The organism is Pseudomonas sp. LBUM1664 (assembly GCF_059695895.1).
Genome location: NZ_CP166791.1, coordinates 4512930 through 4525233 on the forward strand (window position 1 = coordinate 4512930; position 12304 = coordinate 4525233).

Annotated in this window: 14 protein-coding genes; 3 read left to right on the plus strand and 11 right to left on the minus strand. The window is 59.4% G+C overall.

The window, feature by feature from the left end; genetic code table 11:
* Positions 1 to 142: 142 nt before the first annotated feature.
* The gene (locus tag ACA047_RS21070; RefSeq protein ID WP_497352596.1) at positions 143 to 775 is read left to right on the plus strand and encodes a glutathione S-transferase family protein; all 633 of its coding nucleotides are present in this window, start codon (positions 143 to 145) and stop codon (positions 773 to 775) included.
* Positions 776 to 780: 5 nt separating this feature from the next.
* On the opposite strand, the gene ACA047_RS21075 is transcribed toward ACA047_RS21070, so the two are convergent.
* On the minus strand, positions 781 to 1263 hold the full coding sequence (locus tag ACA047_RS21075; RefSeq protein WP_497352598.1) for a GNAT family N-acetyltransferase: 483 nt from the start codon (positions 1261 to 1263) through the stop codon (positions 781 to 783).
* A 117-nt stretch (positions 1264 to 1380) separates the two neighbouring features.
* On the opposite strand from ACA047_RS21075, the gene ACA047_RS21080 reads away from it, so the two are divergent.
* Complete coding sequence (locus tag ACA047_RS21080) at positions 1381 to 2037, plus strand: HD domain-containing protein (protein WP_497352600.1); 657 nt, start codon at positions 1381 to 1383, stop codon at positions 2035 to 2037.
* A gap of 83 nt (positions 2038 to 2120) precedes the next feature.
* Positions 2121 to 2462 carry a hypothetical protein gene (locus ACA047_RS21085; protein WP_497352602.1) on the plus strand — a complete coding sequence of 114 codons (342 nt, stop codon included), beginning with the start codon at positions 2121 to 2123 and terminating at the stop codon, positions 2460 to 2462.
* Between the two features lie 145 nt (positions 2463 to 2607).
* Here ACA047_RS21085 and araH read toward each other — a convergent pair whose 3' ends face one another.
* From araH to ACA047_RS21135, 10 genes are all read right to left on the minus strand, one after another.
* The gene (gene araH / locus ACA047_RS21090) at positions 2608 to 3576 is read right to left on the minus strand and encodes an L-arabinose ABC transporter permease AraH (protein WP_497352604.1); all 969 of its coding nucleotides are present in this window, start codon (positions 3574 to 3576) and stop codon (positions 2608 to 2610) included.
* A 9-nt stretch (positions 3577 to 3585) separates the two neighbouring features.
* Positions 3586 to 5130, minus strand: a complete 1545-nt coding sequence (araG, locus tag ACA047_RS21095; RefSeq protein WP_497352606.1) for an L-arabinose ABC transporter ATP-binding protein AraG — start codon at positions 5128 to 5130, stop codon at positions 3586 to 3588.
* A gap of 66 nt (positions 5131 to 5196) precedes the next feature.
* Complete coding sequence (locus tag ACA047_RS21100) at positions 5197 to 6201, minus strand: substrate-binding domain-containing protein (protein WP_497352608.1); 1005 nt, start codon at positions 6199 to 6201, stop codon at positions 5197 to 5199.
* 175 nt (positions 6202 to 6376) lie between these two features.
* A complete protein-coding gene (locus tag ACA047_RS21105; RefSeq protein ID WP_497352610.1) occupies positions 6377 to 7195 on the minus strand; it encodes an SDR family oxidoreductase in 819 nt (272 codons plus the stop codon).
* 237 nt (positions 7196 to 7432) lie between these two features.
* Complete coding sequence (locus ACA047_RS21110; protein ID WP_497352612.1) at positions 7433 to 8308, minus strand: SMP-30/gluconolactonase/LRE family protein; 876 nt, start codon at positions 8306 to 8308, stop codon at positions 7433 to 7435.
* Positions 8305 to 9051, minus strand: coding sequence for a FadR/GntR family transcriptional regulator (locus ACA047_RS21115; RefSeq protein ID WP_497352614.1), 747 nt, complete (start codon positions 9049 to 9051; stop codon positions 8305 to 8307). The genes ACA047_RS21110 and ACA047_RS21115 overlap by 4 nt, the downstream gene beginning before the upstream one ends.
* Before the next feature lie 90 nt (positions 9052 to 9141).
* Complete coding sequence (locus tag ACA047_RS21120; protein WP_497352616.1) at positions 9142 to 9702, minus strand: DUF1285 domain-containing protein; 561 nt, start codon at positions 9700 to 9702, stop codon at positions 9142 to 9144.
* A 14-nt stretch (positions 9703 to 9716) separates the two neighbouring features.
* A complete protein-coding gene (locus ACA047_RS21125; RefSeq protein WP_497352618.1) occupies positions 9717 to 10322 on the minus strand; it encodes a DUF4823 domain-containing protein in 606 nt (201 codons plus the stop codon).
* Between the two features lie 191 nt (positions 10323 to 10513).
* Positions 10514 to 11482, minus strand: coding sequence for a GTP 3',8-cyclase MoaA (locus ACA047_RS21130; protein ID WP_497352620.1), 969 nt, complete (start codon positions 11480 to 11482; stop codon positions 10514 to 10516).
* 138 nt (positions 11483 to 11620) lie between these two features.
* A complete protein-coding gene (locus tag ACA047_RS21135; protein ID WP_003204240.1) occupies positions 11621 to 12259 on the minus strand; it encodes a TetR/AcrR family transcriptional regulator in 639 nt (212 codons plus the stop codon).
* Positions 12260 to 12304: the final 45 nt, after the last annotated feature.

The window sequence follows — 12304 nt, forward strand, 5'->3', positions numbered from 1 at the left end:
ACCTGAGCACATGGAAATCTCAATATATAAATGATACTCCCATATAGTGGGATAAATAGCATTACCTACAAAGCCAATCGCCATGCGCCCGCGACCCTGTTACGTTTTCCGTCCGGATGCCTTAAAACTCAGGAAAAAAGTGATGGGACAACTGCTGAAAATCCTCGGCCGCACTTCCTCAATCAATGTCAGAAAAGTGCTGTGGACCTGCCAGGAATTGGAAATCGCCTACGACCGCGAAGACTGGGGTATCGGCTTTTCCTCGACCCATGACCCGGCGTTCCTGACACTCAACCCCAATGCACAGGTGCCAGTGATCATTGATGAGAACGGTGTGCTCTGGGAGTCAAACACCATCTGTCGCTACCTGGTGGGTCTGCATGGGCGTAGCGATTTGCTGCCCATCGAGCCGGCCGCACGGGCACGCATCGAGCAGTGGATGGACTGGCAGGCGACGGAGCTCAATCCGTCTTGGGGTTATGCGTTCCATGCGCTGGTGCGCAAGAATCCGGATTTCCAGGACCCGCAGTCCATCGCCGATGGGATCAAAGGCTGGAACGAGAAAATGGGGTTGTTGGAGGATCAATTGAACCGCACCGGCGCCTACGTGGCCGGTGCGGATTTCTCCCTCGCGGACGTGCTCATCGGCCTGTCCGTGCACCGCTGGCGCCAGACGCCCATGGAGCGACCTGACTACCCGGCCGTGGCCGCCTATTGCAAGCGCCTCGAGCAACGACCGGGGTTTGCCGAATACGCATCCGACGCGTACTCATGAACCGCTCAGTTGCCCAGGGCAAAATCCCGTAGCACTTTGCCGTCCATTCGGTAGCGCACCCATTCTTCCTGGGGTTGCGCACCGAGGGATTTGTAGAACTCGATCGCCGGAGTGTTCCAGTCCAGGACGCTCCACTCGAAGCGACCGCAGTCGTTGTCACAAGCAATCTTTGCCAGATGACGCAGCAACGTCTTGCCCGCCCCGCCACCGCGCTGGTCAGGCGTGATGTACAAATCTTCGAGGTACAGGCAATTGGTGCCCAGCCAGGTGGAGTAGCTGAAGAAAAACACCGCAAAACCAATAGGCACGCCGTCACGCAAGCAGATCAGCCCATGGGCGGTCGCGCCTTCGCTGAACAGGCTGCGCTCGATGTCGGCCACACTGGCGATGACTTCGTGGCGGGCCTTTTCGTAATCGGCAAGCTCAGTGATGAAGGCAAGGATTTGAGGCGCATCGCTGGGCTGCGCGGGACGGATCACGATCGACATGAACAGGCCTTGTAGCCAATGGAAAGCGCCATACTAAGCCGCCATGGAGCGCTCGTCACATATGAACGTGAACATCACCCTCGAACCACCCCAGTCTCTTCATACAAAGGATCTGTCATGACCGCTGCCGCCTTTGCGCCATTGCAGGCCGTCGCTGCTCAACTATTGCCCCATGCACTGGAACCCTCGGAGGACGGCGCTCACGACTTGTCGCATCTGCAACGGGTCTGGCACAACGTGCGCACTCTCCAGCACCATGAAGGCGGTGATCTGTCTATCCTGCTGGCGGCAACTTTGCTGCATGACTGTGTGGCGGTGGAAAAAAACTCACCGTTGCGCGCCCAGGCGTCTCGATTGGCAGCGGACAAAGCATCGACGCTGTTGTCGACGCTGAACTGGCCAGACGAAAAAATCAGCGCCGTGGCCCATGCCATCGAAGCCCACAGCTTTTCGGCCAATATCCCTGCGATCACCCTTGAGGCAAAAATCGTCCAGGACGCCGACCGCCTCGACTCACTGGGCCTGGTCGGGGTGGCGCGCACGTTTTACGTGGCCGGACGCATGGGCAGCGCGCTCTACGACCCCCTGGATCCGCAGGCCAAGTCTCGAGATTACGATGACGGTCGTTTCTGCCTCGATCATTTCCAGACCAAATTATTGCACCTGGCCAAGGGTTTCCAGACCGCCACCGGGCAACGCATGGCACTGATCCGTCACGAAAGGCTTAAAGGCTTCATGGAACAATTCATGGAAGAAGCCGGCCTCGATCACTGAACCATTCGTCGTTCCCGAGGCACCAACCCCAAACCAGCGCGGCCCAAAATCATGTAGGCATTCTGAAAAATGGAGGCGACACCATGATCACTTCAAGGCTGACTGCATTCACCTTCGCCACGCTGCTGTCCTCGGTGGCCTTCGCGGCTTCCACCGCCGACACCGGGCCGACTGATCCGGTCGAGGGGCCCAGCGCCCCGGCCACCCAAGACATGCCCAAGTTGAACACCGACGGTGCCGGTAGCAACCTGAACAATGATCAGACGCCCGCCACGGGCACCGATCCCCGCGTGCAGGGGAATGACACGGGTCGTCAGGGTGGAATGAATACGCCGGACTCCACCACCCCCGATAACGCCGAGACCGGCGTCGGCTCGAAAACCACTACCGGCGGTTCGGGTTCGGAAGGTGGGGCCAGTCAGTAAGCTCTGCTCACACGTTGCTGTGGGAGCGGGCTTGCTCGCGAAAGCGGTGGGTCAGCTTGCATCCATGTTGAATGTGCTGTCGCCTTCGCGAGCAAGCCCGCTCCCACAATTAATGGAAGCCGGGCTTGCCCGGTTAACGCAGATTTCAGCGCTGTTTCATCCGGTCGATCACCACCGCCAGCAACAGGATCGAGCCGCGGATGACGTACTGGTAGAAGGTGTCGATGTTCTTCAGGTTCATCGCGTTTTCGATGATCGCCAGAATCAGCACCCCGGCGATAACGTGGCGAATCATGCCGATACCGCCGCTCAATGACACCCCGCCCAAGACACAGGCCGAGATCACCGTCAGCTCGAAACCTTGGCCGATCATCGGCTGGCCCGAGGTCATGCGCGAAGCCAGAATCACACCGGCCAGGGCACCGATCACGCCATGGACGGCAAAGATGATGATCTTGGTGCGATCGACGTTCACCCCCGCCAACAAGGCCGCTTCCTGGTTGCCACCGATGGCCATGGTGTTGCGCCCATAGGTGGTGTAGTTCAGCAGCCAGCCGAAGAACAGAAAGCAGACGATGGTGATCAGGATCGGCACCGGCACGCCGAACATCTGGCCGTTGCCGAAAACGAAGAACGACTCCTGGGACACACCCACCGCTTTGCCGTTGGCAAAGATGTAGGCCAGGCCCCGAACGATCTGCATGGTCGCCAGGGTGGTGATCAACGCATTGACCCGCAGCTTGGCAATGACAATGCCGTTGATCAGCCCGACGATCAGGCCCATCACCAGCGCCGCACAGACACCCAGCAATACGCTGTTGGTGTCACGCATCACCACCGCCGCGACCACGCCGGCACAGGCAATCACCGAACCCACCGACAGATCGAAGTGCCCGGACGCCAGGCAATACAACATGGTGCAGGCCGCGATGCCAGTGGTGGAAATCGCCAGGCCCAGGCCGCGCATGTTCAGCGGCGACAGGAAGTTGTCGATCATCAGGGTGCAGAGCACGAAGATGCCGATGGCCGCCAACAGCATGACCCAGTCATCCAGGAAACGGCGCAGGTCCAGGGGTTTGCGTGCCGTTGGCAGTGCATTATTTTGAATGGTCATGTTTACCTCTCAGTTCGCCGCGTCGGCAACGCGTTGGCGTGGCAGCGCCAGTTGCAGCAGGTTGGATTCGTTAGCCTGGTCACGCAGCAGTTCACCGCGCATGGCCCCTTCGCAGAGCACCAGGATTCGGTCGGAAATACCCATCACTTCCATCAGGTCGCTGGACACCACAATGACCGCGATGCCGCCGGCCGCCAGGTTGTGGATAATCTGGTAGATCTCGGCCTTGGCACCGATGTCGATGCCACGGGTCGGCTCGTCCAGCAGCAGGACTTTCATCGGCATCGACAACCAGCGACCCAGAATCGCCTTCTGTTGATTGCCGCCGGACAGGTACATGATTTTCTGCCCCGCTGTCGGGGTCTTCACTTTCAGCGCCTTGATCTGCTTATCGGCGTTACCCCGCTCCCAATCGCCGCGCAACAGGCAACCGAGTGTGGAATGAGCACCGCGGGCGCTGATGTTGATGTTCTCGCCGACGCTGGCCAGCGGCATGATGCCTTCCTTCTTGCGGTCTTCCGGGCAGAGCAACACGCCGGCGGCGATGGCGTCCCGGGGCGAACGCAGTTTCAGCTCCTCGCCATGCAGGACCAGGCTCCCGTCAGTCTGGCGCTCCAGGCCGCTGAGCAGGCGCAGCAGCTCGGTACGGCCGGCGCCGACCAGCCCGAACAGCCCAAGGATTTCGCCTTTGTGCACCTTGAAACTTACCGGCTCACGCAGCCCCGGGCCGAGCAGGCCTTCGACCTGCAGCGCCACTTCGCCGCGCTCGCGGGTACGGTAATCATAGATGTCCTGGATATCGCGACCGACCATGCACGTCACCAACTGATCATGGGTCAACTCGCTCATGTTCTCGAAGGTACGGACGAAGCGGCCGTCCTTGAACACCGTCACCGCATTACAGATACGGAACACCTCTTCCATGCGGTGACTGACGTACAGCACCACTTTGCCCTCGTCCCGCAGACGAGCGATGATCGCCATCAAACGGTCGATTTCCCGCGCCGAGAGGCTGCTGGTGGGTTCGTCGAAAGCAATGACATGGGCGCCACGGGACAAGGCCTTGGCGATTTCCACCAACTGGCGCTGACCGAGGGACAGGCGACCGACTTTTTCCTGAGGGTCGATTTCGTCGGCCAGGCCTTTGAGCAACGTCAACGCCTGCTGACGCAGCAGCCCACGATTGACCAGGCCGAAACGAGCCGGCAAATGGCCAAGGAACAGGTTTTCGGCAACGGTCATTTCCGGCACCAGATGCAGTTCCTGGTGGATCACCGCCACACCGCTGGCAATGCTGTCGGCGGTGGATTTGAAGGCCATCGTCTGCTCGCCGATCTGCAAATCGCCACTGCTGGGGATGTAGGCACCGCCGAGGATCTTCAGCAACGTGGACTTGCCCGCGCCGTTCTCGCCCATCAATGCATGCACTTGCCCTGGATGAGCAACGAAACTGATATTGGCCAGCGCCTGCACGCCGGGAAAGGCCTTGCCGATCCCGTTGAACCGCAAGCTGCCGCCGATGTTGTGTTGCTGTGTCGCTGTTTGCGCTTGCATAACCACCTCGAACTTACAGAGATCAAGCGGCCTCGTTGCCAAGGCCGCTTTTGAATCAACCGGCCGTCAGTTCCACAGGCCGATTTTTTCCAGCTCTTGCTTGAAGTTCTCCCGGGTAATCAGCGTTACCTCGTCCATGGCGGTGTACTTCGGCGGCTCCTTGCCGGTGGTGATCCACTCAAACATCATCACGGCGGTGTTGTAGCCTTCGAGGTGCGGGCTTGGCAGCATCGAACCAAAGAAGCCACTGTTGGGTTTCTTCAGCTCGCCAATAGCGTCGGTGCCGTTGATGCCGATCCCGATCACATTGGCCGCCTCGAACCCGGCGCTTTCGGTGGCGCGCACGCCGCCCAGTACGGTGTTGTCGTTCATGCTGACGACCATCACGTTCTTCGCGCCCTTGGGCAGCTTCACCAGGGCCGAGGTGGTGGCGTCCATGCTGCCGGGGACGTCGAGGGTCTTGAGCGCCGTGTAGAGGAAATGGTCATCGGGCAGGCCGGCCTTCTTGAGGGCAGCGACCGAGCCGTCGGTGCGTTTCTTGCCGGTGTCCAGTTCGTTGTAGGTGTTGATCACGGCATAGGTCTCTTTCCAGTCCCAGCCGCGTTTTTTTGCTTCGGCGGCCACGGCGGTACCCTGCTTCTGGCCCACTTCGAACGCGGCCATGCCCAGGTACGGTACGTCTTCCATGAACTTGCCGTTGGCATCGACAAAACGGTCATCGACGGCGATCACTTTCATATCGTTAAGTTTGGCCTTGGCCATGATGGCCGGGCCGAGGGACACGTCCGGCGGGCAGATCACAAAGCCTTTGACGCCGTTGGCAGCGAGGCTGTCGATGGCCGAGAGGGTCTTCTCGCCATCAGGCACGGCGATCTTGATCACCTTGAAGCCTTTGTCCTTGCCCGCCTTTTCGGCGAATGCCCATTCGGTCTGGAACCAGGGCTCCTCGGCCTGCTTGACTAGAAAACCGATTTTCACTTCTTCAGCCGCCAGCAAGCTGCTGCTGAGGCTGATCGCGGTAACCGCCAGAGCGGCACAGCATAGGGAACGGATCCCACGACGACGATTCATAGCTGACTCCTTGTTTTTTTTATTGAAAGCCAAAACGTCCAGGGTTCTGCTCCACCATCGGTGGAAATGCGCAGGCTGGGCGGTCAGATCATGTTGCTACACAAGCATAGGTCCAAATAGTCATATCGTATGATGATTGGATTACAGGCAAAGTTTCGACTGCAATCCGCAATATTCAGTCGTGGTACATGACCGAACGTCCACCATCAATGGTGATGCATGAGGCGTTGATGAAAGGCGCTTCATCGCTGGCCAGGAACACGGCCGTCATTGCCACTTCGATCGGTTGGCCGATCCGACGTGGCGGGTGCAGATCCAGCGCACGCTGGCGTTCGGCATGAGGATCGGCAAAGCCGTTCCAGTAGTCGACATTCAGTTGAGTCTCGATATAACCCGGCGCGATGGCGTTGACGCGAACACCCTTGGGCGCGTATTCGATGCCCAATGCGCGAGTCAGGCCGAGCAAGCCATGCTTGGCCACCGGGTAAGGGAAACAGCCGGGAATGATGTGGGACGAATGGATCGAAGCGATATTGATGATGCTGCCCACGCCCTGCTCGATCATCTGCGGCAACACAGCCTTGCAACCGTACCAAGCGCCATCCAGGTCGATGGCGAAGCAGCGGCGCCAGTCTTCTTCGGTCATTTCCAGTGGGTCGCGGAATACGTTGACGCCAGCGCAGTTCACCAGCACGTCGATACGCCCGTGCAGCTCCAGAGCGCGACGGGCCATGGCGTGCAGGTCCTGCTGGTTCGATACATCGGCTTTCAGCGCTTGCACATCCGCTGCGCGTTCACGCCAGTGAGCGGCAACTGTCTCGACCTTCTCGGCCTGAATGTCACTGATCACCAACCGTGCCTGCTGCGAAGCGAACGCGGCAACGATTGCCTCGCCAATACCCTGGGCGGCGCCCGTCAGCAGCACTACTTTGTTTTTCAGTCGCTCGCCCTTCGGAGGCTCCGGCACCGGCGGCAAGCAAAGCGGCTCAGCCATGGTTCAAGACTCCTGTTTGAACGCACGACAAAAACCGGGCATCCAAGGATGACCGGCCGAAAGGCTTTTGAACAAACAGTGGGGCTCGTACGCCGCCGAGGCGTACGGAGGAAGATCCTTGCATCACTTCACCTGTTTTGTATTTTTTAGTGTGAGTGCGTACTGCTGATGGAGCCGACTATAAACCCGACCGCCAAATAATCTCAATATATATATTTACATCCCATATTTTGGGATTTAACCAGAAAACCTCGTACAGGCCACACCCGGCACATCGACCCGCATCGACAGCACCGCGCCGTCCAGCGAATGGCCGAGCGGGCTCGCCGCACTGGTGATGTACAACGTCTTGAGGTCTGCACCACCGAACACGCAACTGGTGGGTCGGCTCACCGGCAATTCGATCACCCGATCGACATGACCGTCCGGGTCTAACCGCAGCAGGCAACTGCCGTCCCAGCGAGCGTTCCAGATGTAACCCTGGGCATCCATCGCCGACCCGTCCGGCCCGCCACGCGAGTGAGGACCGAACCAGACCTCAGCGGGCGCCAGGCTGCCGTCGGGATAGATAAAGTGCCGGTACAACGTGCCATCCAGACTTTCGCCGAAATACACCGTGGTGCCATCGGGGCTCCACAGCAACGTGTTTGGGATACCCAGCCCCCGCAACAACGGCATGACCCGGCCATCAGTGCCAATACGAAACAGGCCACCGGAGCGCCGTTCGATAGGCAAGTCTTCACCCTCATTACCGATGTTGTTTTGCATGGTGCCCAGCCAAAGCTGGCCCAGCGCATCGCAACGGGCTTCGTTGGCCCGATTGCCTGGCTGAGGATCGGCCATGCACAGCAGGGTCAGGCGGGGTTCCAGGCCGGGCGAGTCCAGATCCAACCGGTAAACACCACTGTTCAGAGTTACCAGCGCGTCACCACTTTGCGTCGGGATAAAGGCAGACACGTGTTCGGGCATCTGCCAGATCTGCACATTGGCGCCGATCAACCGCAGCGCTTGCTTGCCGGCAATATCGACCCAATACAAGGCCTGGGTCGGTTCATCCCAGAACGGCCCCTCGCCCAATGTCGCCCGGTGTTCGGTCATAGCCGTCCACTTCATTGAAACCTCCCGTTCCCGGCTTGCCCGGCAGTGTCTGTTCGACCGGCCATGACATCCGGGTAAAAACGTTTGATGGCCAGGTCGGCGTTATCGATCAGCGTCATGCAGGCCCAGACACCCCGCGCCGCGTCACGGGCGGCGATGGCTTCGGCGATATCCTTGTGGATGGGTAAGGTGCGGCGCAGTTCATCGGGGTCGGCGGCCGACACCTCGAACGATACTGCCAGCAGCGCGCCCAGGGCCGGGACCATTTGTTCGATGAATTGATTATGGCTGGCGGCGAGGATGCACTCGTGGAAAAACTGATCGGCGCGGTTGTAATCGACGCCGCTGTCCACGGCCCGCTCCAGCGCATGGTAGGCCAGGCGGATCGCCTGCACCTGATCGGCCGTGGCCCGCTCGCAGGCCCAGCGCACCGCCATTGGCTCGATGGTACGACGCAGGTCCAGCAGATCGTCGACAAAGTTTTCCGGCAGGCCACTGCGCGACAGCCAGCCGACCACCTGAGGGTCAAACAGGTTCCAGCGTCGAACCGGCAACACCCGCGTGCCGACTTTCGGTCCGACCTCCAGCATGCCTTTGGCGACCAGGGTCTTGATCGCCTCGCGAATCACCGTGCGGCTGACGCCCAGTTGCTGGCCCAGGTCCGCCTCGACCTTGATGGTCTGCCCAGGCTTGACCTGGCCGGCGGCGATCCACCCCCCCAGCCAATCGACGGTCGATGCATGAAAACTGCTGGACATGAACACCCCGTGGGCCACTCGCAATGGAAACCCACGCTAATCATCATATGATTGGGTGTCAATTTGAATTTTGCGTAACCCACTGTGGGCTTACGGTTCCAGGCCTATCGGGAAAAATTCACCACCACTCCACACGCCCAGCCAACGTTGCCCGTCGATCTCGCGGCTGACCGCCAGCTCAACCAGTTGGTAAAACACATTGCGATGGATCAGCGCTTCAAGGTTGCTGCGCACGTGCACATAAGGCGCAGGTTCCTGGGTTTGAGGATCAATCACCACTCGCATCGGATGTTCGGCGCCGGCCTCAGTGGTTTCGTCGACATTGGTAGTGAAGCGCAGCAGCTGCCCTTCCCCTTGGCCTTCGACTTCCAGGGTCACGGCCACGAACGGCGCATCGTCGACCTTGATGCCGACTTTTTCCACAGGGGTGATCAGGAAGTAATCATCGCCGTCGCGGCGGATGATGGTGGAGAACAGCTTGACCATCGGCTTTCGCCCAATGGGCGTGCCCAGGTAGTACCAGGCGCCGTCACGGGCGATGCGCATGTCGATGTCGCCGCACAAGTCAGGGTTCCACAAGTGGACCGGCGGCAGGCCTTTGGTCTTGGGGATCTGCCCCAGCAGGTCATTGGCTTTTTGCGGTCCGCTCATGGTGACTCCTTTATTTACTCGTCGCTCATCCCCAGCAAGCTGCGGGCGTATTCACGCAAAGGCGTGGCAATGAGGTCTTGTGGCAGTGTGTCGTGCAGCGTCAGTAAACCGCCACGACTCTTGATACGTGCAGTATCAATCAAATACTGGGTACTGGTCTCGATCAACATGATCTGAATCACGCTGGTATCGACACCCAGGCGATCCACGGCTTCTTCATCCTGCCACTCGTCGGTGTTGCCAATGCGGTTATCGGCCTTGGCAAACCGGGTGTATAGCAAGTAATGGGCGCCGGCGGCGCGCGCTTCGCCCATGGCTTGGTCGAGCCCCTCGGGGGCACGGGCGCGACGGACCATGGGGAAATACTCGATGAAACCGTTGAAGGCTTCCTCAGCCACGACGTTGGGACGCGGGTAGGCACTGCCTGGCGGAGCGAAGGCGCCCTGGGCGATGTAGATGAAAGAATCCGCCTGAATACGCAGATTATTCACACGACGGCTGTCGCTATGGTCCAACAGACCGGCGTCGCTCATGTGATAACGAACGCCCTCTCCCATGTCGCTGACATTCATGCAGCCACCAAGCGCCAAAACGGTCAGCAGCAAAACCAGGCTACGCATCCTACCCTCCAAAAACCGGTGACGGAAAACCGGCGAATGGCCATTGGATGCAGCTTTTGCGCCAGCTCATCGAAATGAGGGAGGGCCAGACGTACCCAAGTGAATGGGAAATTGCTATCGCGGGCAAGCCTTGCTCCCACAGGTACGGTGTTCACCTTGTGGGAGCAAGGCTTGCCCGCGATAGCATTCGGTCAGCCGCCAATGATTTTCATCACGGTCGCGCCGCCGGAAAACGCCACTTCCTGTTTATCCCCCAACGCCTTGACCAACAGCCGCTGAAGGGCCGGCAACGCCTGATGACGGGGCTTATCCAGAAGATCGCCGACGTAGTGACGGTTGCTCGATGACAGGCAACCATGCAACCAGCCCGTTGAAGACAACCGCAGCCGCGAGCAGGTGCGGCAGAAAGGTACGCTTTCGTTGGCAATCACGCCGAAATGCCCCATCCCCGGGATCTCATAGCGCACTGCCGTCGCATCCACCGGCGCGTCGGCTTGCAAGTACTCGTATTGATCGCCAATCAGGCTCAACAGTTGCTGAAGGCTGACAAATTGCTGCAAAAACCCATTGGAATCGCTGGCCAGGTGACCCATGCGCATCAACTCGATAAAACGCAGCTCGTAGCCTCGCTCCAGGCAGTATTGGAGCAGCGGCATCACCTGGTCCAGGTTCTGCCCGCGCAACGGCACCATATTGACCTTGACCTTCATCCCTGCCGCTCGGGCCTGGTCCATGCCAGCGAGCACGGTCGCCAGGTCGCCACCACGGGCAATGCGGCGAAACGCGGCGGGGTCCAGGGTATCGAGGGAAACGTTGATGCGGCGAATACCGGCATCCACCAGCATCGGCAGTTTTTTCGCCAGCAACTGGCCGTTGGTGGTCAGGCTGATGTCTTCCAGCCCCATCTGCCCCACCGCCGCCATAAAAGACTCAAGCTTGGGGCTGACCAACGGCTCTCCGCCAGTGATGCGCAACCGCTCGATACCGGCGGCTTCGATCAGATAAGCCACACCTCGCGCCATCGCGTCGGCCGACAGCTCATCCTGCGCAGCCACCAACCGCTTGCCGTCAGGCACGCAATAGGTACAGGCATAGTTGCAGGCTGAAGTCAGGCTGATCCGCAAATTGCGGAAACGCCTGCCTTGACGGTCAACGATCATGGACCACTCCGGCAGAAGAAGAATCGGACTCGCGAAACTTGACCTAGAACTCAAGTTTTCGCAAGACCCAAGCCTGAGTATATTACTGGGACACTGCGCCATGTAAGCGAACACGGCGCAATAAGGCGACTGAATGACTCAGCTGCTGGGAACGTCGGTATCGCGCTTGCGCTTGTTGCCCATGCGCACGCCAATGTCCATCAGGAACTGGAAGAAGCCTTCCTGATCTTCCAGCACGTTGCTCCAGAACGGCGAGTGATACAGCGCCACCGCGCCGTGCACCAACGCCCAGGCAGCGCAGTAGTGGAAATAGGGCGGCACGTCTTCGAGCTTGCCTTCGCTGATCCGGCCCTTGATCAGCAGGGTCAGGCGTTCGAAGTTCGAGGCGCGGATCTTGTGCAACTCCTCGACCATCTCCGGCACCTGGTTACCCTTGACCACCTTCTCTTCCAGGCGGTCGAACAAGCGGTAACGCTGCGGGTCGCGCATACGGAACTCGAAGTAGGCCCGAGACAGGGCCTCCTTGTCCTTGTCCACATCGGCCGAATGCAGCAGCTCGTTCAAATCGCGCTCGTAATCGAGCATCAGGCGCAGGTAGATCTCGGCCTTGGATTTGAAATGTTTATAAATCGTGCCTTTGCCGATACCCACGGCATCCGCAATCATCTCGACGGTGACGCTGTCTTCACCCTGATCGAGGAACAACTTGAGCGCGGTGTCGAGAATTTCCTGCTCGCGGCGACGAAACTCACGGACCTTACGGGGTTCTTTGTGCATAAGAAAAGGTCTGAAGGGTCAAAATTCGAAGCCGGGTATTATGCC

Bases quoted from the DNA above. Each gene is read 5' to 3' on its own strand.
- ACA047_RS21080 (WP_497352600.1), top strand. From the start codon at position 1,381: ATGACCGCTGCCGCCTTTGCGCCATTGCAGGCCGTCGCTGCTCAACTA.
- ACA047_RS21085 (WP_497352602.1), top strand. From the start codon at position 2,121: ATGATCACTTCAAGGCTGACTGCATTCACCTTCGCCACGCTGCTGTCC.
- ACA047_RS21105 (WP_497352610.1), bottom strand. From the start codon at position 7,195: ATGGCTGAGCCGCTTTGCTTGCCGCCGGTGCCGGAGCCTCCGAAGGGC.
- ACA047_RS21115 (WP_497352614.1), bottom strand. From the start codon at position 9,051: ATGTCCAGCAGTTTTCATGCATCGACCGTCGATTGGCTGGGGGGGTGG.
- ACA047_RS21135 (WP_003204240.1), bottom strand. From the start codon at position 12,259: ATGCACAAAGAACCCCGTAAGGTCCGTGAGTTTCGTCGCCGCGAGCAG.
- ACA047_RS21125 (WP_497352618.1), bottom strand. From the start codon at position 10,322: ATGCGTAGCCTGGTTTTGCTGCTGACCGTTTTGGCGCTTGGTGGCTGC.
- araH (WP_497352604.1), bottom strand. From the start codon at position 3,576: ATGACCATTCAAAATAATGCACTGCCAACGGCACGCAAACCCCTGGAC.
- ACA047_RS21075 (WP_497352598.1), bottom strand. From the start codon at position 1,263: ATGTCGATCGTGATCCGTCCCGCGCAGCCCAGCGATGCGCCTCAAATC.
- ACA047_RS21110 (WP_497352612.1), bottom strand. From the start codon at position 8,308: ATGAAGTGGACGGCTATGACCGAACACCGGGCGACATTGGGCGAGGGG.
- ACA047_RS21130 (WP_497352620.1), bottom strand. From the start codon at position 11,482: ATGATCGTTGACCGTCAAGGCAGGCGTTTCCGCAATTTGCGGATCAGC.
- ACA047_RS21100 (WP_497352608.1), bottom strand. From the start codon at position 6,201: ATGAATCGTCGTCGTGGGATCCGTTCCCTATGCTGTGCCGCTCTGGCG.
- ACA047_RS21070 (WP_497352596.1), top strand. From the start codon at position 143: ATGGGACAACTGCTGAAAATCCTCGGCCGCACTTCCTCAATCAATGTC.
- ACA047_RS21120 (WP_497352616.1), bottom strand. From the start codon at position 9,702: ATGAGCGGACCGCAAAAAGCCAATGACCTGCTGGGGCAGATCCCCAAG.
- araG (WP_497352606.1), bottom strand. From the start codon at position 5,130: ATGCAAGCGCAAACAGCGACACAGCAACACAACATCGGCGGCAGCTTG.